The organism is Pseudomonas sp. TE21435, assembly GCF_056279265.1.
In genome coordinates this window covers 1,134,113-1,157,617 of sequence record NZ_JBWBQZ010000001.1, presented here as the reverse complement: position 1 = coordinate 1,157,617, position 23,505 = coordinate 1,134,113, and the positions used below count along the sequence as shown (strand labels likewise).

19 protein-coding genes and 2 pseudogenes are annotated in these 23,505 nt (G+C 64.8%); 11 read left to right on the top strand and 10 right to left on the bottom strand.

Annotation, left to right across the window (positions count from 1 at the left end; genetic code table 11):
* Positions 1–19: 19 nt before the first annotated feature.
* Positions 20–120: pseudogene (locus ACZ9C1_RS05205) on the bottom strand (VOC family protein); the annotation flags it as partial.
* Between the two features lie 87 nt (positions 121–207).
* The gene (locus tag ACZ9C1_RS05200; protein ID WP_457378737.1) at positions 208–675 is read right to left on the bottom strand and encodes an anti-virulence regulator CigR family protein; all 468 of its coding nucleotides are present in this window, start codon (positions 673–675) and stop codon (positions 208–210) included.
* A gap of 343 nt (positions 676–1,018) precedes the next feature.
* Between ACZ9C1_RS05200 and ACZ9C1_RS05195 the strand changes: the two are divergent.
* The 3 genes and pseudogenes from ACZ9C1_RS05195 to ACZ9C1_RS05185 form a co-directional block, all read left to right on the top strand.
* A pseudogene (locus tag ACZ9C1_RS05195) lies at positions 1,019–1,483 on the top strand (site-specific integrase); the annotation flags it as partial.
* Positions 1,484–1,503: 20 nt separating this feature from the next.
* Entirely contained in the window at positions 1,504–3,090 is a 1,587-nt protein-coding gene (locus ACZ9C1_RS05190) for an ABC-F family ATPase (RefSeq protein ID WP_046855494.1), read from the top strand.
* Between the two features lie 171 nt (positions 3,091–3,261).
* Positions 3,262–4,428: an MFS transporter gene (locus ACZ9C1_RS05185; RefSeq protein WP_277503925.1), complete on the top strand. Its 1,167-nt coding sequence runs from the start codon at positions 3,262–3,264 to the stop codon at positions 4,426–4,428.
* On the opposite strand, the gene ACZ9C1_RS05180 is transcribed toward ACZ9C1_RS05185, so the two are convergent.
* Together ACZ9C1_RS05180 and ACZ9C1_RS05175 are read right to left on the bottom strand one after the other, a co-directional pair.
* Complete coding sequence (locus ACZ9C1_RS05180) at positions 4,387–5,436, bottom strand: alpha/beta hydrolase family protein (RefSeq protein ID WP_277503924.1); 1,050 nt, start codon at positions 5,434–5,436, stop codon at positions 4,387–4,389. The two genes, ACZ9C1_RS05185 and ACZ9C1_RS05180, sit on opposite strands and share 42 nt — an antisense overlap.
* Before the next feature lie 148 nt (positions 5,437–5,584).
* Positions 5,585–6,196 (bottom strand): FMN-dependent NADH-azoreductase, encoded by a 612-nt coding sequence (locus tag ACZ9C1_RS05175; protein WP_046855491.1) that lies wholly within the window; start codon positions 6,194–6,196, stop codon positions 5,585–5,587.
* Between the two features lie 133 nt (positions 6,197–6,329).
* Here ACZ9C1_RS05175 and ACZ9C1_RS05170 point away from each other — a divergent pair, with 133 nt between their 5' ends.
* Together ACZ9C1_RS05170 and ACZ9C1_RS05165 are read left to right on the top strand one after the other, a co-directional pair.
* A complete protein-coding gene (locus tag ACZ9C1_RS05170) occupies positions 6,330–7,232 on the top strand; it encodes a LysR substrate-binding domain-containing protein (protein WP_277503923.1) in 903 nt (300 codons plus the stop codon).
* Positions 7,225–7,599 (top strand): MmcQ/YjbR family DNA-binding protein, encoded by a 375-nt coding sequence (locus ACZ9C1_RS05165; RefSeq protein WP_102684256.1) that lies wholly within the window; start codon positions 7,225–7,227, stop codon positions 7,597–7,599. The genes ACZ9C1_RS05170 and ACZ9C1_RS05165 overlap by 8 nt, the downstream gene beginning before the upstream one ends.
* Here ACZ9C1_RS05165 and ACZ9C1_RS05160 read toward each other — a convergent pair.
* On the bottom strand, positions 7,596–8,018 hold the full coding sequence (locus ACZ9C1_RS05160; protein ID WP_476253689.1) for a VOC family protein: 423 nt from the start codon (positions 8,016–8,018) through the stop codon (positions 7,596–7,598). The two genes, ACZ9C1_RS05165 and ACZ9C1_RS05160, sit on opposite strands and share 4 nt — an antisense overlap.
* A 223-nt stretch (positions 8,019–8,241) precedes the next feature.
* On the opposite strand from ACZ9C1_RS05160, the gene ACZ9C1_RS05155 reads away from it, so the two are divergent.
* Positions 8,242–12,873 carry an NEL-type E3 ubiquitin ligase domain-containing protein gene (locus ACZ9C1_RS05155; RefSeq protein WP_476253688.1) on the top strand — a complete coding sequence of 1,544 codons (4,632 nt, stop codon included), beginning with the start codon at positions 8,242–8,244 and terminating at the stop codon, positions 12,871–12,873.
* Between the two features lie 2 nt (positions 12,874–12,875).
* Here ACZ9C1_RS05155 and ACZ9C1_RS05150 read toward each other — a convergent pair whose 3' ends face one another.
* Positions 12,876–15,380, bottom strand: a complete 2,505-nt coding sequence (locus ACZ9C1_RS05150; protein WP_457378733.1) for a UvrD-helicase domain-containing protein — start codon at positions 15,378–15,380, stop codon at positions 12,876–12,878.
* Between the two features lie 187 nt (positions 15,381–15,567).
* Between ACZ9C1_RS05150 and ACZ9C1_RS05145 the strand changes: the two genes are divergently transcribed.
* From ACZ9C1_RS05145 to ACZ9C1_RS05135, 3 genes are all read left to right on the top strand, one after another.
* Positions 15,568–16,266, top strand: coding sequence for a pirin family protein (locus tag ACZ9C1_RS05145; protein WP_102684252.1), 699 nt, complete (start codon positions 15,568–15,570; stop codon positions 16,264–16,266).
* A gap of 159 nt (positions 16,267–16,425) precedes the next feature.
* Positions 16,426–17,118 carry a hypothetical protein gene (locus ACZ9C1_RS05140; protein WP_232968082.1) on the top strand — a complete coding sequence of 231 codons (693 nt, stop codon included), beginning with the start codon at positions 16,426–16,428 and terminating at the stop codon, positions 17,116–17,118.
* A 238-nt stretch (positions 17,119–17,356) separates the two neighbouring features.
* Positions 17,357–18,313 (top strand): AraC family transcriptional regulator, encoded by a 957-nt coding sequence (locus tag ACZ9C1_RS05135; protein ID WP_476253687.1) that lies wholly within the window; start codon positions 17,357–17,359, stop codon positions 18,311–18,313.
* Between the two features lie 39 nt (positions 18,314–18,352).
* Here ACZ9C1_RS05135 and ACZ9C1_RS05130 read toward each other — a convergent pair whose 3' ends face one another.
* The gene (locus ACZ9C1_RS05130) at positions 18,353–18,814 is read right to left on the bottom strand and encodes a sterol desaturase family protein (protein ID WP_102684250.1); all 462 of its coding nucleotides are present in this window, start codon (positions 18,812–18,814) and stop codon (positions 18,353–18,355) included.
* Between the two features lie 73 nt (positions 18,815–18,887).
* Here ACZ9C1_RS05130 and ACZ9C1_RS05125 point away from each other — a divergent pair, with 73 nt between their 5' ends.
* Both ACZ9C1_RS05125 and ACZ9C1_RS05120 read left to right on the top strand, forming a co-directional pair.
* Positions 18,888–19,658, top strand: a complete 771-nt coding sequence (locus tag ACZ9C1_RS05125; RefSeq protein WP_476253686.1) for a class I SAM-dependent methyltransferase — start codon at positions 18,888–18,890, stop codon at positions 19,656–19,658.
* 338 nt (positions 19,659–19,996) lie between these two features.
* Positions 19,997–20,716 carry an MgtC/SapB family protein gene (locus tag ACZ9C1_RS05120; protein ID WP_102684248.1) on the top strand — a complete coding sequence of 240 codons (720 nt, stop codon included), beginning with the start codon at positions 19,997–19,999 and terminating at the stop codon, positions 20,714–20,716.
* Positions 20,717–21,015: 299 nt separating this feature from the next.
* Here ACZ9C1_RS05120 and dksA read toward each other — a convergent pair whose 3' ends face one another.
* The 3 genes from dksA to ACZ9C1_RS05105 form a co-directional block, all read right to left on the bottom strand.
* A complete protein-coding gene (dksA, locus tag ACZ9C1_RS05115; RefSeq protein WP_102684247.1) occupies positions 21,016–21,423 on the bottom strand; it encodes an RNA polymerase-binding protein DksA in 408 nt (135 codons plus the stop codon).
* A gap of 89 nt (positions 21,424–21,512) precedes the next feature.
* A complete protein-coding gene (locus tag ACZ9C1_RS05110) occupies positions 21,513–22,850 on the bottom strand; it encodes a dihydroorotase (protein WP_277503912.1) in 1,338 nt (445 codons plus the stop codon).
* Positions 22,851–22,852: 2 nt separating this feature from the next.
* Complete coding sequence (locus tag ACZ9C1_RS05105) at positions 22,853–23,413, bottom strand: gamma carbonic anhydrase family protein (RefSeq protein ID WP_102684245.1); 561 nt, start codon at positions 23,411–23,413, stop codon at positions 22,853–22,855.
* Positions 23,414–23,505: the final 92 nt, after the last annotated feature.

The following is a 23,505-nucleotide window of genomic DNA, read 5'->3' as shown; positions in this document are numbered from 1 at the left end:
TTTGCCCTGCGCATCCACGGTCGTCCGAATACAAGATGACCAGCGGGCCACCGGGCCTGAAAGGCTTACCGTGGTGAAGCCGCCAGTAAGCCGACCATCACTGAGCTCGATGTATGTCGGGGGCGTGTAAGAGGTCAAACTCTACTACAGCCAGGTGATAGCCAAGCCTTGCATCATTTCCGTGATCTTTGTCGCGATACCTCGCACCTAGTCCAACGCCCCATTGAGCACCTCGTAGATTATGCCGGTGGTAATCGCAACGAGAATTAAGTCCGTTCCGACCTGTTGCCACTCATAACCATCGTAGCGCGGCAGATGACCCAGAAGTCTGCCATCGAGCTTTTTCGCGATGCCAGGAGGGAGCGGTTTTCCTCGTGCTAAATTCTTCTGGATGCCGGGCGGCAAGGCTGGCCCTGGACTCCAGTAGTTGTGGTAACTGCTCAGTACGTTTAGGACGCTGTCACGATCAATTCTTGGGCCGTCATCCCAGCCATTATGCCCTGAACTCTTTCCCTTCGCCCCGCCGCCCTCTGCCCCATGGCCTTGAATATTCTGCGAGTTACCCTTTCCGTGCCCCTGCCCTTTTCCATTGCCGGGATCAGCAGCGGCACTTATTGAGCCCGTAACAAGGGCAGCACTCGCGAGCAATGAGATCAAGGTTTTTGATTTAAGCATGACCGTTCTCTCATAAAAAGGGAAACCCCCTCCAATGTAGACGACGTTGCCCTAAAAAGTTCATTCACCACCACGCCGCCACCAGCACGGAGGGCAAAGCCGCCTGACCCTCCGGCGCTGCGCGCCAGCACCTTCCCCTATTCAACGATAACGCCGACCCGGCGAGGATCCACCATGTTTCTGCACCGCCTGTGCAGCAAGACTATCCTAAGCCGTTCAGGCGGCCGCGCCGCCCGTGATGCAAGCGACACTCCGTCGCTACGAGGCCCTGCACCGTACCAAGGGCACCGCTGAGGGCCTGGCCAAGGCAGAGGTAAACGCCGAGCTGGCATCTCGCTTCGAGCGGACCATCGCCAAGGCCTTGTGCGAGGTTGAGGAAAGGACGCAGACAGGCAGGGATAGGTTCGTTTTGCTGAACCAGAGGGCTTGGCGCGCTGCAGTACGACAGGGAGTACGCCGAGCTGCGAAAGCCAGGGAAGAGATTAGCGGCCAAAACGCCCTACGTGTTTCCCCGTCAAATGGAAGCGAGTACGTGAAACAGACGTCGGACGTGCACAAACAGTGGGTTCCGGTGCTGAATGAGCCGGGGATCAGAAGGAGGCCCCCATACAACTGTCGTCACACCTATGCGACAATATGCTTAATGTCTGGTCTCAACCCCGCATTTATCGCCCAACAGCTCGGGCACAGCGTGCAGATGCTCTTATCGACGTATGCACGCTGGATCAACTCGTCCAGCGACTGGCAGGAGCTCGAAAAGCTCCAAATTGGTCCGAAATTGGTCCGCAGCTGCGAAGACCCCACGTAAGTTATTGATAGGTAAGGCACTTGATCTCCACCGCTAACATCACCATGCAGTTCGGCTCCAAGCCCCTGTTCGAAAACGTCTCGGTCAAATTCAACAACGGCAACCGCTACGGCCTGATCGGCGCCAACGGTTGCGGCAAGTCGACCTTCATGAAGATCCTCGGTGGCGACCTGGAGCCGTCCGGCGGCCAGGTGATGCTCGAGCCCAACACCCGCCTGGGCAAGCTGCGCCAGGATCAGTTCGCCTACGAAGAGTTCGCCGTGATCGACACCGTGATCATGGGCCATGAGCAGTTGTGGAAGGTCAAGGCCGAGCGTGATCGCATCTACTCGCTGCCGGAAATGACCGAGGAAGACGGCATGGCCGTCGCCGAGCTGGAAACCGAGTTCGCCGAGATGGACGGCTACACCGCCGAATCCCGCGCCGGCGAGCTGCTGCTGGGCCTGGGCATTCCCCTGGAACAGCACTTCGGCCCGATGAGCGAAGTGGCGCCAGGCTGGAAACTGCGCGTGCTGCTGGCCCAGGCGCTGTTCTCCGACCCGGACGTGCTGCTGCTCGACGAACCGACCAACCACCTGGACATCAACACCATCCGCTGGCTGGAAACGATCCTCACGGCGCGCAACAGCACCATGATCATCATTTCCCACGACCGTCACTTCCTCAACAGCGTCTGCACCCACATGGCCGACCTGGACTACGGTGAGCTGCGCCTGTTCCCGGGCAACTACGACGAGTACATGACCGCGGCCACCCAGTCGCGCGAGCAACTGCTGTCGGACAACGCCAAGAAGAAAGCCCAGATCGCCGAGCTGCAGACCTTCGTCAGCCGCTTCTCGGCCAACGCCTCCAAGGCCAAGCAGGCCACCTCGCGCGCCAAGCAGATCGACAAGATCCAGCTGGCCGAGGTCAAGCCGTCGAGCCGCGTCAGCCCGTTCATCCGCTTCGAGCAGACGAAAAAGCTGCACCGCCAGGCGGTGATTGTCGAGAAAATGGCCAAGGCCTTCGACGACAAGGTGCTGTTCAAGGACTTCAGTTTCACCATCGAAGCCGGCGAGCGCGTGGCGATCATTGGCCCCAACGGTATCGGCAAGACCACCCTGCTGCGCACCCTGGTCGGCGAAATGAAGCCGGACGCCGGCGCGGTGAAGTGGACCGACAGCGCCGAAGTGGGCTACTACGCCCAGGACCACGCCCACGATTTCGAGGACGACGTGACGCTGTTCGACTGGATGGGCCAGTGGACCAGCGGCGAGCAGGTTATCCGCGGCACCCTGGGGCGCATGCTGTTCTCCAACGACGAAATCCTCAAGTCGGTGAAGGTGATCTCCGGTGGTGAACAGGGCCGCATGCTGTTCGGCAAGCTGATCCTGCAAAAGCCCAACGTACTGGTGATGGACGAACCGACCAACCACCTGGACATGGAATCGATCGAGGCGCTGAACCTGGCGCTGGAAAACTACCCGGGCACGCTGCTGTTCGTCAGCCACGACCGTGAATTCGTGTCGTCGCTGGCCACCCGCATCATCGAGCTGACGCCCGAAGGCGTGGTGGACTTCAGCGGCACCTATGACGACTACCTGCGCAGCCAGGGTGTAGTGGTCTGATCCAACGCTGAGTCATCCTCATCGCGGGGCAAACCCGCTCCTGCAATGCCTTCGCGGCATTCGCAGGAGCTGGCTTGCCCCGCGCTGCGTTTAATTAGTTAGCCTGCTTCCTTTTCCCTCGCGCCGCAGCCATGATGGGCACAGCCCCACCGCCCGCCCGCGAACGAGCCCATGACAGCCCCTCACGCTTCCAGTGTCACCCTGCAGATCCTCTCGATCGTCTTCTACACCTTCATCGCCTTCCTCTGCATCGGCCTGCCGATCGCGGTGCTGCCTGGCCATGTGCACGATCAGCTGGGTTTCGGCGCGGTGATCGCTGGCCTGACCATCGGCCTGCAGTACCTGGCCACCCTGCTCAGCCGGCCTTTTGCCGGGCGGGTGGCAGACACACTGGGCGGCAAGCGCGCCATCCGCTATGGCCTGCACGGCATCGCCGGCTGCGGCGTACTGACCCTACTGTCGGCCTGGGCCCTCGCCCTGCCCTGGCTGAGCCTGGCGCTGCTGTTGGGCGGCAGGCTGCTGCTAGGCATCGCCCAGGGGCTGATAGGCGTTGCGACCCTGAGCTGGGGGATCGGCCAGGTGGGGCCGGAGCATACCGCCCGGGTCATTTCCTGGAACGGCATCGCGTCCTATGGCGCCATCGCCATCGGCGCGCCGGCCGGCGTGCTGCTGGTGGACGGCCTGAGCTTCGCCGTGCTCGGGCCAGCGCTGCTGGGACTGGCGCTGCTGGCCCTGCTGGTGCTGCGCACGCGACCTGACGTGGTGGTGGTGCGGGGTGAGCGGTTGCCGTTCTGGTCGGCGTTCGGGCGGGTGGCGCCCTGCGGCCTGGGGCTGACCCTGGCGTCGATCGGCTACGGCACCCTGACTACCTTCGTCACCTTGTACTACCTGGAACGCGGCTGGGTCGGCGCAGCCTGGTGCCTGAGCGCCTTCGGCCTGTGTTTCATCCTGTCGCGGCTGCTGTTCGTCAACGCGGTCAACCGCTTCGGCGGCTACAACGTGGCCATTGTCTGCATGACCACCGAGGTCCTGGGCTTGACTATGCTATGGCTGGCGCCCTCGCCGCTGTGGGCGATGCTCGGTGCCGGGCTGACCGGCTTCGGCCTGTCGCTGGTATACCCGGCCCTGGGGGTCGAGGCGATCCGCCAGGTACCCAGCAGCAGCCGTGGCGCCGGGCTGGGCGCCTACGCGGTGTTCTTCGACCTTGCACTGGCCATCGCCGGCCCGGTGATGGGCGCGGTGGCAATACACCTGGGGTATGCCTCGATTTTCGCTGTCGCCGCCCTGCTCGCCCTGTCAGGGGTGGGCCTGACCCTGTTGCTGGCCCGCCGCGGCTGAGCGTTCGGCGGGCTCCGGTGCACCCAGTGCCTGGCTGAAGAAGGCCGTGGTCTCGCTGCGCAGCGAGCGATGGATATGTCGACGGTCGACACCCTCGGCGTCCTTGCACAGCACCGGCATGCGCTGGTGTTGCTCTTCGTCGCAGGGGGCCATGAACACGAAATGCCCGGCACCGGTCAGCAGGCGGTAGTCAGGTGTTACCGGCAGCTTGCGCGCCAGGGCATCGGCGTTGTGCTCCAGGGCCAGTAATTGGTCATTGTCGCCGCTGTAGATCAGCGCCGGCACCCGCACGCCGGCCAGGGCGTGGCGACCGAACATCAGGCTCAGCGGCGCCATCAGCATGACCGCGCCCACCCTGGCGTCGGCGCGGGGCGCCAGTTCACTGTGGTCGGCTATCAGCACGCCATGGGTCTTGCAGGCGTCGGCGTCACCGGGGCGTTGCTCGCAGTAGCGGCGCAGGCGTTCGAGGTCGGGTCGCGCGCCAGAAAGGATCAGCGCGGTTTCGCCGCCAGCGGAATAGCCAATCACCCCGACCTTGCCATCATTCAGGTACGGCGCGAGCAGCCTGTCGTTTCGCGCCGCAGTGATCGCGGCGCTGATCTGCAGCGGCCGGCCATAAAGGTTGCTGAGGGTGCCCAGGCGGCTATGGTCGCGGTTGTTGTCCCCGGGATGGACCACCGCCACCACCACGAAGCCCTGCCGGGCCAGGCCGTTGGCCAGGTCATGCAGGGCCATCGGGCTGCCAGTGTTTCCATGGGAGATCACCAGCAGCGGGAACTGGCCCATGGCTACCGGCGCCTCTTCGGCGACACGGGTCTGGTAGCCCTCGATGCGTACCGGGCGCGCCTCGCCGCTGGAGGGGTAGAACGCCAGGGCCTGCATGGGTTTGGCGTCCACCGGGTCGACCAGGGTCAGCCGGTGCAATCCGGCCACCCACGGCGCTGCATCGGCGCGGGCCAACAGGCCGCCCAGCAGTAATAGCGCCATCAACAGGCGGGTTCGCTTCATCGCAGGGCGCTCCCAGGTTCAAGGCACTGCGCAGTACACGGGTATGGATGCCAGCATAGAGCCCGGTGCGCTGGCGACACATGAAAACTGGATGAAAAAAGCCGGCTGGCGCACGAGGCGACAGCCGGCTTTCAGTCGATGGCATCGATCAGGCGGCAGCGAACAGCTCACCTGCAATCTGCGCCTGGGCGGCATCGATGGCCTTGGCGCGGTGCTCCGGGCCGTAGGCCAGGCCATGGGCGCGGACGATTTCCAGGTCGGTGATGCCGATGAAGCCAAGGAACACCTTGAGGAAGTCCTCATGGCCAACGCCGGTCGGCTGGCCCTGGTGCAGGCCACCGGCGGTGGACACCAGGATCACTTTCTTGTCACCGCACAGGCCTTGCGGGCCGGCTTCGGTGTAGCGGAAAGTCTGGCCGGCTACCGCCACGCGGTCGATCCAGGCCTTGAGCTGGGTCGGCACGGTGAAGTTGTACATCGGCGCACCAATCACCACCGCGTCGGCGGCGAGGAATTCTGCCAATGTTTCGGCGCTGAGGCTGGCTTCATGAGCCTGGGCGGCATCGCGCATTTCCTCGGGGGTACCGGCAGCCACCAGGGTAGCGGCGGAGAAGTGGCTGATGGCGTCGCTGGCCAGGTCGCGGTAAACCACTTCGATGCTCGGGTCGGCGGCCTTCCAGGCCTCGACCACTTCGCGGCTCAGCTGGCGGGAGGCGGAATTGTCGCCCAGGATGCTCGAATCGATATGCAACAGTTTCATGGGTCTCTCCTGTGAATGAAGACCGCGGCGGTGGGCGATCACGATGGAGAGAATCCTACCGGCACAGCGAATAGCTGATAAGTCGGCAAAAATGCGTTAGTTTGTTCCACTGATGGAACAATGGGACTGTCAAATGCAAGACCTTAACGACCTCTTCTACTTCGCACGGGTGGTCGAAGCCGGTGGCTTCGCTGCCGCCGGGCGCCAGCTGGGCATTCCCAAGTCGCGCCTGTCGCGGCGCATCGCCGAGCTGGAGGAGCGCCTGGGCACGCGCCTGCTGCAGCGCACCACCCGGCAACTCAAACTGACCGCCGTGGGCGAGCGCTACCTGAGCCACTGCCAGGCGATGCTGCTGGAGGCGGAGATGGCCGATGAAGTGGTGGCCAGCATGTCCAGCGAGCCCAGGGGGCGGTTGCGGGTATCGTGCCCCGTTGCCCTGGCCCATGCATTCCTGCCGGATATCATCAGCCGCTTCCTTGCCCAGTACCCCTTGGTGCAATTGGACATGGTGCTGCTCAACCGCCGGGTCGACCTGATCTCCGAAGGCATCGACGTGGCCCTGCGCGTGCGCGACCTGGGTGATGAGGACCCGGCCCTGGTCACCAGGCGCCTGCGCCAGGCGCAGATGCAACTGGTGGCCGCGCCAGGTTTTGCCGACCATATCCGCGAGCCCGCACAGCTGGCGACCCTTCCGGTGCTGGGCGCCGCCGAGGCCGACCGACTGGTGCATTTTCGCCTGCATGGCCCCAACGGCCGGCAGGAGGAAGTCGCCCTGGAGCCGCGCCTGGCCATCGACGACTTCGTCGTGCGCAATGCGGCGGTACGCGCCGGCCTGGGTTTCACCGCCCTGCCGTCAATGTTCTGCGAGGAGGAACTGGCCCGTGGCGAACTGGTGCGCCTGCTGCCAGACTGGTCGCTGCCTGGCGGCTACCTGCAGGCGGTCTACCCGCACCGGCGCGGCCTGCTGCCGGCGGTACGCGCATGGATCGATCACTTGGCGACCTCGTTCGAGGCCTGTGGAGAGCGTTATGTCTGAGAAAAGGATGACCGAGGAGCAAGTGGCCGCGCTGTGCCTGGCCCTGCCGGGCGCACAGGAAGACTACAAATGGGGAGGCATCCGCGTGTTCTCGGTGGCAGGCAACAAGATGTTCGCCGTGCAGGACCTGGGCGGCGCGGGCCTGTCGTTCAAGGTGGCCGATGAGTTGTTCCTGGGCTATTGCGACCGTCCTGGGGTGCGCCCGGCCCCCTATCTGGCACGGGCGAAGTGGATCAGCATGCTGCCACCCTACCCCATGGGCCGCGACGAGCTGAGCGACCTGCTGCGCCGCTCGCACCAGCTGGTGGTGCGACGCTTGCCAAGGCGCCAGCAAGTTGGGTTGCTGCTGGGGACGGGCGAGGCCTAGGTTTCAACCGGCATTGGCGGCCCCTTGAGCTCGACCCGGTTGCCGTCCGGGTCGAAGCAGTACAGCGACATGCCCTCACCCTCGGCCCCGTAGCGCTTCTCGGCAGCCTCCACCCTGACCCCGGCCTCGCCCAGCATTAGGCTCAGCGCCTGCTCGTCGAACGGCTCGATGCGCAGGCACACATGATCGACATTATGCCCACACTGGCCGGGCGCCGCGCCGCCCTGGCGCCCCAGCGGGCCGTCGACTGCCACCAGGTCGATCAGACCATCACCGGCGCCGAGGTGGATCATCCCCAGCGTGTCCCGGCGCTTGCGCACCGGGCAGCCGAGCAGCTCGTGATAGAAAGCCAGGCTGCGAGTCAGGTCGCTGACGCGCAGAACGACATGGTCGATGCGTAGTACGGCGAAAGCTGGCATGGCGAAGCTCCACGATCAGGCTTTGCCTAGACCATAGCAGCCGACCTGTGAAGACACCCTAGGTCGTTGGCGTCAATGACCGACGGCGGATACGCAGCAGCCACTGTGGGGCAAACGGCCGTGTACGTGTCAGCCATTGCCCTGGTGGCGGCGACAATCATGTACCGCCCCAGGCGCCACCCCCTGCCCTTGAATGGCCGCTCCCATCTTTTGGAATGTGACCATGCACCACAGCGAACCGCCCTACCACCAGCAACAGATCCTGCGCAGCCTGCCGGGCTGGACCAGACACTTGCACCCCCACCACGCCAGTCGACTGCTGCGGCGCGCCCACCGCGAGCATGTCGAGCAGGACGGGCAAATCGCCCCCTGGTTCGCCCAGGCCTCGGCCGCCCGGCAGGCCGAGCTGCGCCAGGCCATCAAGCAGCGCACGACGAGCCATCAGGCGCTGGCCAAGGCACTACAAGGTTTGCGCGGCATCACCGAGTTCTGCGAGCCGCTGCTGCAGGCACGGCTGGGCATTCAGGTGGCGCTGACGCAGGCCCAGTTCAGGCATCAGCCATTCACGTCGAGCCTGGGCGGTGAATTCCCAGACCCGGACGCTTCCCATCATGTCCCCCGCACACCGGCCTCGATCGAGGAACCTGTCGGCACAGCCAGCCTCACCAGCCTGCTCGAGGCGGCCCTGCACAATTTTGAAGGCATGACCGAGGTCGGCCCTTTCAGCACCCTGCAAGTCAGTGTCGACGACAGCAGCGCACTACCCGGCCTGAGCACCACTGCGTTTGTCACCCACTGCCGTGCACTCGACCTGGGTCGGCGCTATCAGGAGCACCTGCAGGATATCTACGGCGGCCAGCGTGAAGCGCTGCTGCGCGTCCTGTGGGGCCAGGCTCGGCGCGATGAGCTCACAGTTCAGGCGCTGATCGCGCGAATGCGCGGACTCCTGACAGACGACGGCCTCCAGTCCCTGCAACAGCTGTGTAGCACGGGCTCGATACCATGCTACCGAGGAGCACCGGCCAAAGTAGCGGTCTTGCGCATGCTGGACATCCAGCTGCACGATCTGTTGCTGTTGACATCCACCAGGCAGTCCACGCCATCGTGCATCGCCTACCTGCCTTTCGACGACGCGCAACCGGTGCAGGAGTTCAACAACCTGCTGGCCTTCGGCAGGTACCTGCGCCGCCGCTTGCTGGAACCCGCCTACCGCGAACGCTTCCTGGAGCATGTCGCCCTGAAGGACCGCCCGCAAATGGCGAGCAAGCTCAAGGCCAGACTGTTCGAAGCCACCGCGGGTGGCTTGAGCCCGCTGGAAACACCGTCCCCCGCCTTCGCCGAAACCGAGCCCGGCACACATCCCTGGCAAGGGTTGCAGGCCACCCTTTCGCGACAGGAGCAGGATACGCCCCGTCCCACCCGCTTCCCGGCACTGGCGATCCATGCGGTCGCGGTCGCCTTTCCGGTATGGCCCAAGCTGTTCAATGACCATGTCCAACGCCTGCAGGAGGACGCGCGCCGCGTCGCGGTGCCAACGGCGGACATCGATGCCAAGGCCAGGCGTGAGCGCCTGGCGTTGTGGGGCGAGCGTGGCCTCACCCTGCTCGGGGTGGCGGCCATGTTCGTCCCCGGCCTGGACGTTGCCATGCTAGCCGTGGGTGCGGGCCAGGTCATGGCGAGCATTTTCCACGGTTTCGAATCCTGGTCTGAAGGTGACAACGCCGAAGCGGTGAACCAGGTCGAGTCGCTGCTGGTCAACCTGGGCAGCGTGGCCGCCATTGCCGGTGTTACCAAGCTGGCCAAGGCCTCCGGCTTTGTCGACTGGATGCAAAGTGTCTGGCTGGATGGCGAGAAGCTGCTATGGCACCCCCAGCTCGAGCAGTACCGCAGCCCAGTCAAGTTGCCGGCGGACCTGCAGCCGGACGAGCAAGGCATCTTCCGCCATGACGACCGGCATTTCGTCGACCTGGACAATACGCTTCACGAGATTCGCCAAGACCCTGAGGGGGACTGGCATGTTGTGCACCCGGCCGACCCACGGGCCTATCAGCCACAGCTGCACGGCAATGGCAGAGGGGCCTGGCGCATGGCGCACGAGCGGCCACAGGCCTGGGGGCGGGTCAAACTGATGCGCCGGCTAGGCCCGCTTGCCAACGGCTTGACCGATGAGGAGCTGATTGCAGTACTCGACAGTACCGACCTGGAACGCGGTGTGCTCGAGCAGGTCCACGTCGATGGCCGGCGCCCTCCCGCGCTGCTTGAGGACGCCATTCGGCGCATCAAGGCCGACCGCATCCATCTCGATCCAGCCACGCCAGCTTCCGCTCCGGCGCTGATGATCGGGCGCGCGTTCCCCGGCCTGCCCAGTCAAGCACTCGAAGAGCTGGTGGGCGCGGCCAACAGCACCGAACGGCAAGCCCTGAACAGCGGACGGGTTCCTCTGCGACTGGCCGAAGAGGCGCGATTGATGCAAGCCCGGCTCCGACTGGACCGTGCGATTCTGGGCTTGTATCGCCCCGGCCTGGCCAATGACGACAGCCGGCTCATCAGCGATAGCCTATTGGCCGCACACCCACAATGGACGCCCGAACAGCGCTATCACGCCGCACTGGCCAACCGCACGGCGACCGCACGCCTGCTCGGCCAGCAACCTGTACGGCCGGGCTGGCGCTCACCCTTGCGCCTGAGCGAAGGGCGATACGGATATCCCCTTAGCCCCGGTTTATTCGCCTCACGGGCAGAGCGCGAGCTGCATGCCCTGTATCCCGGCATGAACGGTCGCGAGGTCCGCCAGTTGCTGGCCACTCTGCGTGTCCGGGGAAGTGTGACCGAACAGATACAGGCACTGCGCACCCAACTGTCCTCGCTGCGCGACCAGCTTCACGCCTGGGCTACCAGAGGCGCCCACGACTGGGGTGAGGAAGTCGGTGCTGATTACACCAGGACCGCCGACCAACTCGTTCGGGCCTGGCAACGCCTGGACGGCGACATGCTGAACCTTTCGAATGTCGCCCTCGACGCCCTGCCGACACTCACGGCACGCTTCGACCACATCACCACGCTGTCGCTGGAGAATCTCAATGTGATCGAGATGCCCGCCGACTTCCTCCAGGCCTTCCCGGCGCTCAGGCGCCTCGATGTACGAACCAGCCCCCAATTAAGCGTCAGCTCGGTCCTGCAAGCACTGCGCAACGCCCCACGGTTACAGGAGCTTCGCCTGAGCGGCACGCACCTGGGCGAGCTGCCCGCCGTGGCCCATGAAGTGCTCCCCACGCTGCGAGACCTGCGTAGCCTGGAAATGCCACATCATCGGATGACGCTCACCTTGCATGACCTGCGAATGCTCACCGGCCTGCCGTTGGAAACCCTGGACCTGCGCGCCAATCGCATTGCGCTGGACGCCGACACGGCGAATACGTTCAGTTCGATGCGAACACTGCGCAACCTGCTCCTGAGCAACAATCCCCTCGCCGTCAGCCCCAACCTGGCTGACCTGGACAACCTCGCCACCTTGCGCCTGGACAACAGCCAACTGCGCCAGTGGCCCACTGGTTTGAGCGGCCTGATGCAACGCAATCCCTGCATGTTGCGGGTGGTGGACCTGAGCATGAACAACATCGACCAGGTACCGGGGTTGCCCGCGCTCTTGTCATCCCCCTACCTGGGCGAACTGTTGGCCAGGCGTGCGCAGTACCGCTGGCGGTTCAACTACAACCCGTTGGACGAGGCCACCCGCGAAAGCCTGCAGATTGTCGGCGCGTCGGTCGAACAACGTGTCGAGGGCATCGACGCCAGCGCGCCACCAGCGCGAATCGACTGGTTGCAAAACGCCAGCCGGCAACAGCGGGCAACCTGGGAAGCGCTGTTCGACGCAGACGGCAATGCCAGCCTGCGCCAGGTCGTCGAACAGGCGGGTATGTCGGCCAGTGCCCGTCGCCAGCCCCGAGCATTTGCTCGTCAAGTATGGACGCTGCTCGAGCGTGCGAGCACCAGCACCCGCCTGCGCGCGCGTCTGGACGAAGTGGCCGGCGAGTTCCCGGTGAGCTGTGGCGATGCCGGGGCCGATGGTTTCGGCACCTTGCAAATCGAAGTGATGGCCTATGATGAAGCCGCAGGCGCAGAGGTAGCCACGCCACCGCTGTTCCAGTTCTTCCGCCGCCTGTTCCGCCGCGACCAGGTGAACAGGCTGGCCCAGGAGGTGTTCAACGCCCGCGTGGCCCGGCGCAATGCCCTGCACGCACTGGATGCCTGGACCACCCGGCCGCTGGCCGAGCGCGGCGCCAGACCCGTGCTGCCGCCCCTGCATCACGTCGACACATTGTCCGACGACGTGCTGCACAATGGTCTTGGTGAAGGGCTGGACCTGATCGAGATCCGCCTGGCCCTGCGCAGCGGCCTGGCCAGCCGGCTGGACTTCCCCGAACCCCAGCAGGCCATGCTGTACCGGCACACGGCTGAAATTTCCGCGAGGACCGAGGAAGCGGTGCACGATGAGGTCGATGCCCGGGACCAGGACGCCGAGGCGCGCCGCCAGTGGATCGCCCGGCAACCGGGCTGGCGGCGCCTGCTGCGCCGGGAACACAGTGCCCATTTCGAGGTGCTCAGAAAGCGCTGGGACGCAGGCCTGGACTACCTCGACGGCAACGACCTCGACGGCCCGCTCGAGCCGCCGGTGATCGAAGCGCTGACCCAGGCCCTGGGTCGCAGCCCGCTGGCCGAGGATGGCCAGCCCCTGCGCGAGCCCATTTCCAGCGACCGCTACGTCGCGGGCATGAACCGCATGGCGCTGGGCCTGGAACAGGACGAAGACGCCCTCTATCTGCGCCTGACCCGCCGCCGCGACCCCAACAACTGAGCCTACTGGCCGCGCAGGTCTTCGAAGAAGGCCTGCCGCCCCTGTACCTGGCTTGACGCACGCGGCTGCGCGGCAGCCTCGCCGCTGGCTCGTTCCACGTGCCAGTAACAGTGCCGAACCGCACGCGTCACCGCCACGTAGGCAAGGCGCTGCACCTCTTCCTTCTGCGCCGTATCGAACGCCTGGGCGTCCCCTGGCTTGCCCAAGCCGGCCAAGCGATACGCCTGGTTCTTGTAGGGCGAGCTGGTCAGGTAGTGGCAATCGCCGAGCATGAACACCGCATCTGCTTGCAGTCCCTTGGCGCTGTGATAGGTCAGCTGACGCAGGCGGCGCTGGCCGGGCGGCAAACTAGAATCAACTTTAACTATTGGTAATAAATACTTTTCAATCAATAACTTATCACTGGTTTTTCGAAACAGCATCATGACCGTTTCACCCCGCTGATAATGCTCGATCACGGTTTCGGCCAATGCCGCCTCGTCCCGGTCGAAAACCTTCACTGGCGACAACGGCAGCTCGGCTGCCAGCCCGCTGGCCCTGGCCTTCTTGCCGGTGATGGCCGGCGCGCCTTTGACCAGATGCTCGGCGGCCTCGATGATGTACTGCTGGCTGCGGTAGTTCTCCACCAGCATCACCCGCGTGTTGGCCGGTGACGGGAAGGCCTTGGTGAACTCCATGAAGTACTTCGGCGAGCTGCCGCGCCAACCATAGATCGACTGCCAGTCATCGCCCACGCACATCAGCGATGAATGTTGCGCCACCCGCCCGCTGTGCATGGCCGGCCCACGGCGGCGGATTTCGGCGAGGCAGGCACGCAGCCAGCTGACGATCTGCGGCGAGACGTCCTGGAACTCGTCGATCATCAGGTGCGCCATTGGGCGCAGCAAGGGGGCGGGCAGCAACCCGAGGTTCTCCGGGTTGTTCTCGCCGAACAGGGCGAACATGCGGTTGTAGGTCATCACCGGCGGCGACTGCGCCAACAGGTGTGCTTCCAGTGCCTTCCAGAACAGCGCGAGGGCCTCGAAGAATGCCGCGTCGCTATCGCCAGAAGGGAAGCTCATGGCGGCCACGGCGTTGTTGACGTCCAGGCCGAGGTTCTCGATGAAGCTCGCAGCGGTGACGAAGGCGTCGAGCAACGGCGCCGGGGCCAGCTCGCCCTTGACCTTGTACTCGAAGCCCGGGCCGGCCACGGCATCCCCCGCCAAGGACGTTGCAAGCCGTTTTGCCGAAGAGTAATTATCAAGCCATATCAATGGCTTATCACAGAAAGCTTGAAACAGGGTGCGCTTTACCGCCCATTCCGCGCGCACCGCCAGCTTGGCGCCCGGGCGCTGGTACTGGGCACTTTCGGACGGGTCGAAGCCCAGTACCACCCAGGCGTCCAGCCCTTCCAGGCGGCCATGGACATGAAAACGGCTACCGCGGATCTGCACCGTATCGCGGCAGGGTTCGATACCCTTGATCGGCCAGGCACCGGCGGCGAACCACAGGTCCTCGATCACATCGCACAGTTCCTCGTCGCGCTGGGCGGCCAGCTGGGTGACCTGCACACGCTTGTGCACATCCGGATGATCCGGGTCCATCGGCTTGAGCAGCAGTGCTTCCTGGCGCAACGCGCCGACCAGCTGGGCAAACCGCGGGCTCTGGCCCAGCAGCTCGCTGTAGCACTGGTTGAGCTGCTGACGCTGGGCATCGTTCAGGCGCAGGTCGAACGGGTTGCTGTCAGCGTTTGCCTCGCCGCCTGCGGGCATCTCGTTGCCCAGGGTCTCGAACGCCCGCACCTGGGCGAAGCCTGGCAAGCTGCGCACCAACGGCAGGATGCGTGAATGGAAAGTGCGCACCAGCTCCCGCCCCTGGGCAGGCGACAGCTCGAGCTGCCACAGGGCAAACACCTGCAGCAGGCGCTGGATGAAGTCACGGCGCGACTCGCGGGTGAAGGTCACCACGGTCAGGGCATCGAGCTCGAAGCCCAGGTAGTGACGCAGCAGCAGGATGCGCAGCACCAGCGAGGTCGACTTGCCGGCCCCGGCGCCGGCCACGACGCAGGTCGAGGGTGTGTCGCTGAAGATCAGCTTCCATTGCGCCGCGCTCGGTTGCGCCTCGGCAGGCAGACGCCTGGCGACATCAGCCTTGAAGCGCTTTTTCAGCTCGGCGGTCAGCGGCAGGCGCCAGTCGTCGAACAGGTTGTCGTCCTGCCCGGGTACACCGGCATTCTCCGGGCGGGCATCGCGGATCACCAGAACCTGGCGCCCAGCCTCGAATCCAGCGACCCGACCCTGCTCGTAGCCCTCACGCAAGCCATCGGCATGGCCGTTGCGCTGCCCCGTGGCGTGGCCGAGGAACCAGGAATCGCGGTGCTGCGCCTGCAGGCGTGACAGGCCCCGCCCCAACAGGCGGGCGGCCAGGCGGCGCAGCCAGGGCAACTGGGCGGGAGGGGTCAGGTCGGCCGGGGCCCGGGGATGCTCGTGCGGCACGGTCACTCCATTGAAAATCAGAACAGCCGGCATGTTCGCCTCATCCGCGTAAAAGTTCCAGCGAATGCTTATGGATCATGGGATTAGGCGATGAACCGCATGCGGAGTCGCATAATTAAATATCGTATTTATAGATACTTAAGAGCCGATATTTACGCTTTTTATCGATATTTAAGTCGCGCATCATGGCCTCATTCCACCGAATCAGAGGAACACCACCATGCTGCAACTACGGCCCTTCGAAAGCCTTGGCCACGCCAACCACGGCTGGCTCGACGCCCATCATCATTTCTCCTTCGCCGAGTACCATGACCCGGCACGCATGCACTGGGGCAACCTGCGCGTGTGGAACGACGACCTGATCGCCGCCGGCGCAGGCTTCCCACCGCACCCGCACCGTGACATGGAGATCATCACCTACGTTCGCGAAGGCGCCATCACCCATCAGGACAGTTTGGGCAACAAGGGCCGAACCGAGGCCGGCGATGTGCAAGTCATGAGCGCTGGCAGCGGCATTGTCCACAGCGAGTACAACCTGGAGAAGGTCGACACGCGGATCTTCCAGATCTGGATCATCCCGGAAAAGGTCGGTGACGCGCCCTCCTGGGGTACCCGCCCGTTCCCCAAGGGTGAACGTGGCGAGGGCTTCGTGACCCTGGCCAGTGGCCGCGAAGGCGATGACGACAGCCTGCGCATCCGCACCGACGCCCGCCTGGTGGCCGCGACTCTGCGCGCCGGTGAAAGCGCCGAGTACCGCCTCGATGAGGGCCGTCGCGGCTACCTGGTGCCGGCCAAGGGACGGATCGAGGTGAACGGCTTGCAAGCCAAGGCCCGTGATGGCGTGGCGATCGAGCAGGAGACGCGGCTCAAGGTGACAGCATTGGAAGACAGCGAAATCGTGCTGGTCGATGTAGCCTGATCGACCTTGGCCGGTTTGCCGGCGCAGGCCACTATCGCACTTTTTCGCGTTTGTGCGCTCTATGCATGGCCAGGCCCCACCGATCCCCGGTGGGACCGACTTTTCCAACCGGTGCCGATGGCCGTACGAAGACGCCTTCCATTTCCTCGCCGACTGCTGATGGCCGGCAGCCTGGCCTGTCTGGTCGCCTGCACCCAGCAGCAGGGCCGCGACATGCTCACCCAGTTCAGCAACGGCAAACCCGACGAGCTGTTCCAGACCAGTGTCGACCGCATGGCCACCCTGGCCATGCGCGACAACCTGCAAAGCCTGTACCTGCTGATGAACAAGCTGTACCTGCGCAACCCCAACCAGTGGCGACAATCGGGTTACCTCGACGCCACCACCGCGGCGCGGCAGATCCGCATCGCCATCGAGCAGCGCCAGCCCCTGGCGCAGTTGGGCGAGCGCCGCGACCTGGCGGCCTTGAGCTACGCCCTGAGCCCGGAGTTTCGCGGAGACCGGGTGGGTGCGTTCATTTACGCCATTGGCAGCATGCTGGTCACCGCCCACGGTGGGCGCACCGAGTTCTACATGACCGACACCCTCGACCCGTTGTTCATCCACAATGCCGCGCGCAACATCGAGAAGGCCACCTGGATGCTCGGCCAGCGCCAGGATGCCAATGGGGTGCTCCTGCTGTTTTCCAACGAAATTTCCGAACAAGGCAGCAACCTCAGCTTCGCCGTGGAGTTCGGCAAGGTCGTCGCCCGTCTCGACCTGCTGTCGCAGATGCTTGACGAGCGTTATCGGCGGATCGGCCTGAATTACGCGCAAAGCCTGCTGTTGATGAATTTCCTGCCGGTGCAATGAGCCGCGTCCGCTAATCGAACAAGCCAGCCCGAGGCGGCATCCGCTGTTCGCCCGGCGTTTGTCGGGCCGCATTGCCCCGGTCCCGGCTTATTGCATACTGTGGAAGCTGCCAGCCAACCTTCGCCTGCCTCTACGTGCGCCCGGTGGCTGGCCAGAATGACCGTGAACGACCGCTTGCGCAGCCTCCGGGCCGCAGCGAACGGCGCCCAGAACAATAACGATGGCGAGTGCCTTGCCCATGGAAAGCCGCCTGCTGAGCGAGCAAAGCTGCGTGTTCCACCACGCCGACCCCTATGCCGTGTCCGCCTATGTGAACCACCATGTGGGGCAGCACCATATCGGCCTGTCCCGCACCACCCATCCCCAGGCAAGCCTCAGCCACCGCAAGTTCGCCGAGCTGGACCTGTGCCGCCTCAGCTACGGCGGCAGCGTGCGGGTCACCTCACCCGCGCTGGAGACCCTCTACCACCTGCAGGTGCTGCTCAGCGGCAATTGCCTGTGGCGCGGTCCCCAACGCGAGCATCACCTGCTGCCGGGCGAGCTGTTGCTGATCAACCCGGACGACCCCGTGGACCTGACCTACTCCGAGGATTGCGAGAAGTTTATCCTCAAGGTCCCGGCCAGCCTGCTCGACAGCGTCTGCGACGAGCAGCGCTGGCAGCGGCCCAGCGGCGGCGTGCGCTTTTTGCGCAACCACTATCGGCTGGACGAGCTGGGCGGGTTCCTCAACCTGCTGGGCATGGTCTGCAACGAGGCCGAGGCAAGCGGCTCGCTGCCTCGGGTACAGAGGCACTACAGCCAGATCGTGGCCAGCAAGCTGCTGACCCTGATGACCACCAACGTGGGCATGGAAACACTGAGTGGCCCAGGCGCGGGGCTGGAGCGGATCCTGGACTATGTGGAGCGCAACCTGATGCTGGACATGACCGCCGAGACCCTGGCCGAACAGGCGAACATGAGCGTTCGCTCGCTGTATGCATTGTTCGATCGTCACCTGAACACCACCCCCCGGCAGCACATCCGGCAACGCAAGCTGGAGCGCGTGCACGCCTGCCTGAGCGACCCGAGCTGCACGGTGCACAGCGTGACCGAACTGGCCCTGGACCATGGCTTCATGCACCTGGGGCGGTTTTCCGAACGCTATCGCCAACAGTTCGGAGAGTTGCCGTCGCAGACCCTCAAGCGGCGCGGTTGAGCCGTATTCGGCCTAACTGGCGAATGAGGCGCAGAGCCATCAGCCCCGTCGCCGTTTCAGTTGCTGCTTCAACACCCGCAACGGTGGCGCATAGAAGAACCCGAACGACACGCTGCCCTGGCGGCCCTTCACCGCATGGTGCAGGCGATGGGCCCGGTACAGGCGCTTGAGGTAGCGGTTGACCGGTTTCGGCGCCCGCGGCCAGTGCCGGTGAAACACCCCATCATGGGCCAGCACGTAGGCCAGCCCATAGCCCGCCACGCCGCCACCGACCCATTGCAGCGGCGCGTGCCCGGCCTTGCCCAGCGTCATCAGGGCAGCGGCGATCAGCCCGAGCGCCAGCAGGTAGAGGTCGTTGGTTTCCAGCATGCCCAGTTGCGGCTCGTGGTGCGAGCGGTGCAGCCACCAGCCCCAGCCGTGCATGACGTACTTGTGGGCCAGCGTGCCGACGCCCTCCATGGCCACCAGGGTGCCGAACAGCACGGCGAGATTGAACAACATGTATCGGTCCGGGGGGTTGGCAACGAAATGCGCAAGCGTACCATTGCCGCCAGGTCATTCAGAGGGATTTTCCATGAAGGATGTACACGCCTCGGCCAGCACCGGCTACACCCGCCAGTCGGACAACTATGAGCAAGGTCGGCCGGACTACCCCGTCGCCTTGCAGGACTGGTTACGCGACACCCTGGGCATCGGCGCCGGGACCCCGGTGCTCGACCTGGGCGCCGGCACCGGCAAGTTCACCCGTCTGCTCAGCGCACTGGCACCACACCTGACCGCTGTGGAACCAGTGCCCGCCATGCGCGCACGCTTCCACGAACGGCTGCCCGACATCCCCGTGCTCGAGGGCACCGCACAGCACATCCCGCTGGCCGAGGCCAGCCAGCAGGTGCTGGTCTGCGCCCAGGCCTTCCACTGGTTCGCCGATGCCGCCGCCCTGAAGGAGATGCACCGGGTGTTGGCCCCCGGCGGCCGTCTGGGTCTGATCTGGAACGTGCGCGACGAAACAGTGGACTGGGTGGCGCGGATCACCGAAATCATCACCCCCTACGAGGGCGACACGCCACGTTTTCACACCGGGCGCTGGCGCGAAGCCCTCGCAGGCAGCCGCTTCAGCACTCCGCAACTGACCACCCTGCCCCATGTCCATGAGGGTGACCCACAGACCGTGATCCTCGAACGCCTGCGCTCGGTGAGCTTCATCGCCGCCCTGCCCCAGGCCGAACAAGACGAGGTCATGGGCCAGTTGCAAAGCCTGATCGACAACCATCCGGACCTCAGGGGCCGTGAGCGCATCACCTTCCCTTACCGCACCCAGGCCTACGTCTGCCAGCGCCTGCCGTAACAGGATTGTCATGATTCATGCCTTGACCCCGCGCGGGTCGAGGCGTATGGTCCGCCGCGCATTCAAGCATCCCTCACCCAGGAGACCCCTGCATTGGACAGTAGCCCCAGTCGATTGCGACAGGCCCACACGGCGAGCTAGTCCGGCAGCGTTCCTGCCACTGTCTCGCCGTACTCGGTAGACGGTGGTTTCCTTCGGCCCTCCCTGGCTGAACATTCCTCCTTGCTTCCCAGCCCTGCCACCCGGCATGGCGCGTGGTCCTGCGCATTCCTCGTTTGCAATCGCGCCGTCTCAAGTCGGCGCCCATGCGGGCCAGCGCCCGCAGAACGGAGTTCGCTATGGATTGGAAAATCTTCCTGCTGCGCGTCAGCGTGGCCCTGCTGCTCGGTGCCCTGATCGGCGCCGAGCGTCAACTGCGCCAGCGCCTGACGGGCCTGCGCACCAACGCCTTGGTCAGCACCGGCGCCTGCCTGTTCGTGTTGATGACCCAGGCAGTACCGGGCATGGCGCCAACCGATGCCTCGCGCATCGCCGCCTATGTGGTGTCGGGCATCGGCTTTCTCGGCGGCGGCGTGATCATGCGCGACGGCTTCAACGTGCGTGGCCTGAACACCGCCGCCACCCTCTGGTGCACCGCCGCAGTCGGCGTGCTGTGCAGCCTCGGGTTGTTGCTTGAGGCGTCGCTGGGCAGCCTGGTGGTGCTGTGCGCCAACATCCTGCTGCGCGACCTCGCCCAGCGCCTCGACCGCCAGGACGTGCTGCCGGCCAGCGAGGTCGAGCAGCGCTACGAGGTGCGCATCGTCTGCCGCGCCGAGGACGAAATCCAGGTACGCAGCCTGATGCTGCACAGCCTCAGCGACCCGGGCCTGCGCCTGCAGTCGCTGCACAGCGAGGACCTGGCCGACCCGGCACGCCTGGAAGTACGTGCCGAACTGCTCGGCACGCCCCAGGCGCCGACCCAGCTGGAGCGCCTGGTCGGCCGGGTGAGCCTGGAGAAAGGCGTCAGCTCGGTGCGCTGGCAGTTGCAGCTGCAGGCTCAGGGCCTGAACATCGATTAGGGTCTGTACGAAATGTGTCTGCGCGAAGGCCAGACAAGGCGAAACGGGGGGAGGAAGCGCAGTGTACTGGAGTACATGAGCATTCCGAGCCCCGTTTCAACGCAGTATGGGCGAGTGCAGATACATGTCGTACAGGGCCTAGTGTGGTGTTTCACAAATAACGACCATAACTCGCGGCGCTTTTTGCGCTCATGCGGCGTTGTCGCTCCTCGCCGTAGCTGGGCTACGACTCGTCGCGACGCCTTGCCTGAGCGCAAAAATCGCTCGCGATTTATTGGTCGTATTTGCAAAACACCACACTAGACGCTGTCGCGCACATGCCGCTCGCGCAGCTCCTGGCGCTCCTTGGCCTCGACGCACAAGGTCGCGGTGGGCCGCAGCAGCAGGCGGCGCAGGCCAATCGGCTCGCCGGTTTCCTCGCACCAGCCGTAGTCGCCCCGGGCCAGGCGCTCCAGCGCCTGGTCGATCTTGTCGAGCAGCTTCTTTTCCCGCTCCAGCGAGCGCAGTTGCCAGTGGCGCTCTTCTTCGGCGCTGCCGATGTCGGCGGGGTCGCTGTGCACTTCCTGCTCGCGCAGGGCGCGGAACTCCTGTTCGATGCGGCCCTGCAGCTCGCCGCGTTGGGCCAGCAGCAGGTTACGGAAGAATTGCCGCTGCGGTTCGTTCATGTAGGCGGCGGCAGGTTGTTGCAACAATTGCTCTTCAGTCATGGCAAGGTTCCGAAATGCTGGGCGCGCGTCGCGCCCCTTTCGCTGGCAAGCCAGCTCCCACAGGGGCTGCGCAGCGGCCCCTGGCTCAATCAACGGTCGAACATCAAGGGCAGTCCCTGGCACGGGTCGCGCACCTGGCCCTGGTGCCAGGCCAGTTGCCCCGACACCACCGTGGTACGTACCACATGGTGAAAAGCGCGCTGCTGGAACGGCGTCCAGCCGCAGCGCGCCAGGATCGGGTCGTCCGCCACGGCCCGTGGCCTGGCCAGGTGCTCGACGATGGCGAAGTCTGCCCAGTACCCCTCGCGCAGAAAACCGCGTTCGCGAATGGCGAACAGCTCGGCCACCGCGTGGCTGGTCTTGGTCACCACCTGGGCCATGCTCAGCACCCCTTCGCTGACCAGTTCCAGCGCCGCCGGGAGGGCATGCTGCACCAGCGGCAGGCCTGACGGTGCGCGTGCATACACCCGCCGTTTCTCCTCCAGCGTATGCGGCGCGTGGTCGGTACCGATCACATCGATACGGTCACGGGCCAGGGCCTTGCGCAAGGCGTCACGGTCGGTGCCAGTCTTGATCGCCGGGTTGCACTTGATCAGATGGCCGAGGCTGGCGTAGTCGCTGTCGTCGAACAGCAAGTGGTGCAAGCACACCTCAGCAGTGATGCGCTTGCCGCTCACCGGGCCGGGCGTGAACAACGCCAGCTCGCGTACCGTGGTCAGATGCAGCACATGCAGGCGCGTGCCAAAGCGCCGGGCTAGTTGCACGGCCAGGCTCGAGGAACGGTAGCAGGCATCGGCATCGCGGATCAGCGGGTGCGCGGCCGGGGGGATGAACTCGCCGTGGCGCGCCCGCCACCAAGCCTCGTTCTGCAGAATGCTCGGCGTGTGTTCGCAATGGGCCAGGACGATGGTCGGCGCATAGACGAAGAGTTTTTCCAGCACCCGCGGATCGTCCACCAGCATGTCGCCAGTGGACGCGCCCATGAACACCTTGATCCCGGCAACATCGCGCGGGTCGAGGGCGGCAATGGTGTCGAGGTTGTCGCGGCTAACGCCGAAATGAAAGCCATAGTTGGCCCGTGAGCCCGCCGCCGCCCGGCGCTTCTTGTCGGCCAGCGCCTCCAGGGTCAACGTGGGCGGGTTGGTGTTGGGCATGTCCATGAAACTGGTGATACCCCCGGCCACCGCTGCCCGCGACTCGCTGGCGATGCTGCCCTTGTGGGGCGCCCCCGGCTCGCGAAAGTGCACCTGGTCGTCGATCATCCCCGGCAGCAGCCAAGCTCCCTTGGCATCAATCTCCAGTGCCGCCCGGGCGTTGTCGAGGCTGCCGGCGATCCGTTCTATGCGCCCATGACGCACCAGCAGATCGGCTTCGAATTCACGCCCCTCGTTGACCAGCCGCGCATTGCGCACCAATAGCGTGTCCATGCTCAGAACTCGTTCTGCAAGGCCTTGTAGCCCTGGACCAGGTCGATATTGGTGCGCGCCACGTCCTCGGAAAACTCCGAGGCCGATACGCTGACCGGCGGGTAGCGCTCCAGGTCGGTATGCGGACCTATGTGCTCGGTGGGCGGCACGTAAAAGCGTGGCGGCAAGTCGCGGCCGTCGACCACCGAGTTGTGCCGCACCACGCTACCATCACCGACCTTGCAGTTGAACAGCACGCTGTTGAAGCCGATGAACACCCGGTCGCCGACTTCGCACGGGCCGTGGACGATGGAGCGATGGGCGATCGAGCTGTACTGGCCGATGCGCACCGCCGCGCCGGACTTGGAATGAATCACCACGCCATCCTGGATATTGGAATTGGCGCCGATGACGATCGGCTGCATGTCGCCGTCGGCGTCCACCTCGTCGGCGCGGATCACCGCGTAGGGGCCGACGAACACGTTGTCGTGGATGATCACCTTGCCGCAGATGATGGCGGTGTGGTCGATATAGGCCGATTCGGCGATTTGCGGGAGATGGCCGGAGGGGTTTCTGCGGATCACGATGAGGTCCTGCCTGTGAGGAAGACCGCAAATGTTACGTTATAACAATTACATTGCAACACCTTCCCGCGTCGATCTGGCAAACTGCGTCT

Excerpts from the sequence above, each read along its gene's own strand:
- ACZ9C1_RS05140 (WP_232968082.1), top strand. The coding sequence starts at position 16,426 with ATGGCCGGCAGCCTGGCCTGTCTGGTCGCCTGCACCCAGCAGCAGGGC.
- dksA (WP_102684247.1), bottom strand. The coding sequence starts at position 21,423 with ATGACTGAAGAGCAATTGTTGCAACAACCTGCCGCCGCCTACATGAAC.
- ACZ9C1_RS05150 (WP_457378733.1), bottom strand. The coding sequence starts at position 15,380 with ATGCCGGCTGTTCTGATTTTCAATGGAGTGACCGTGCCGCACGAGCAT.
- ACZ9C1_RS05170 (WP_277503923.1), top strand. The coding sequence starts at position 6,330 with ATGCAAGACCTTAACGACCTCTTCTACTTCGCACGGGTGGTCGAAGCC.
- ACZ9C1_RS05165 (WP_102684256.1), top strand. The coding sequence starts at position 7,225 with ATGTCTGAGAAAAGGATGACCGAGGAGCAAGTGGCCGCGCTGTGCCTG.
- ACZ9C1_RS05160 (WP_476253689.1), bottom strand. The coding sequence starts at position 8,018 with ATGCCAGCTTTCGCCGTACTACGCATCGACCATGTCGTTCTGCGCGTC.
- ACZ9C1_RS05110 (WP_277503912.1), bottom strand. The coding sequence starts at position 22,850 with ATGGACACGCTATTGGTGCGCAATGCGCGGCTGGTCAACGAGGGGCGT.
- ACZ9C1_RS05180 (WP_277503924.1), bottom strand. The coding sequence starts at position 5,436 with ATGAAGCGAACCCGCCTGTTGATGGCGCTATTACTGCTGGGCGGCCTG.
- ACZ9C1_RS05200 (WP_457378737.1), bottom strand. The coding sequence starts at position 675 with ATGCTTAAATCAAAAACCTTGATCTCATTGCTCGCGAGTGCTGCCCTT.
- ACZ9C1_RS05145 (WP_102684252.1), top strand. The coding sequence starts at position 15,568 with ATGCTGCAACTACGGCCCTTCGAAAGCCTTGGCCACGCCAACCACGGC.
- ACZ9C1_RS05125 (WP_476253686.1), top strand. The coding sequence starts at position 18,888 with ATGAAGGATGTACACGCCTCGGCCAGCACCGGCTACACCCGCCAGTCG.
- ACZ9C1_RS05120 (WP_102684248.1), top strand. The coding sequence starts at position 19,997 with ATGGATTGGAAAATCTTCCTGCTGCGCGTCAGCGTGGCCCTGCTGCTC.
- ACZ9C1_RS05130 (WP_102684250.1), bottom strand. The coding sequence starts at position 18,814 with ATGTTGTTCAATCTCGCCGTGCTGTTCGGCACCCTGGTGGCCATGGAG.
- ACZ9C1_RS05185 (WP_277503925.1), top strand. The coding sequence starts at position 3,262 with ATGACAGCCCCTCACGCTTCCAGTGTCACCCTGCAGATCCTCTCGATC.
- ACZ9C1_RS05175 (WP_046855491.1), bottom strand. The coding sequence starts at position 6,196 with ATGAAACTGTTGCATATCGATTCGAGCATCCTGGGCGACAATTCCGCC.
- ACZ9C1_RS05135 (WP_476253687.1), top strand. The coding sequence starts at position 17,357 with ATGGAAAGCCGCCTGCTGAGCGAGCAAAGCTGCGTGTTCCACCACGCC.
- ACZ9C1_RS05155 (WP_476253688.1), top strand. The coding sequence starts at position 8,242 with ATGCACCACAGCGAACCGCCCTACCACCAGCAACAGATCCTGCGCAGC.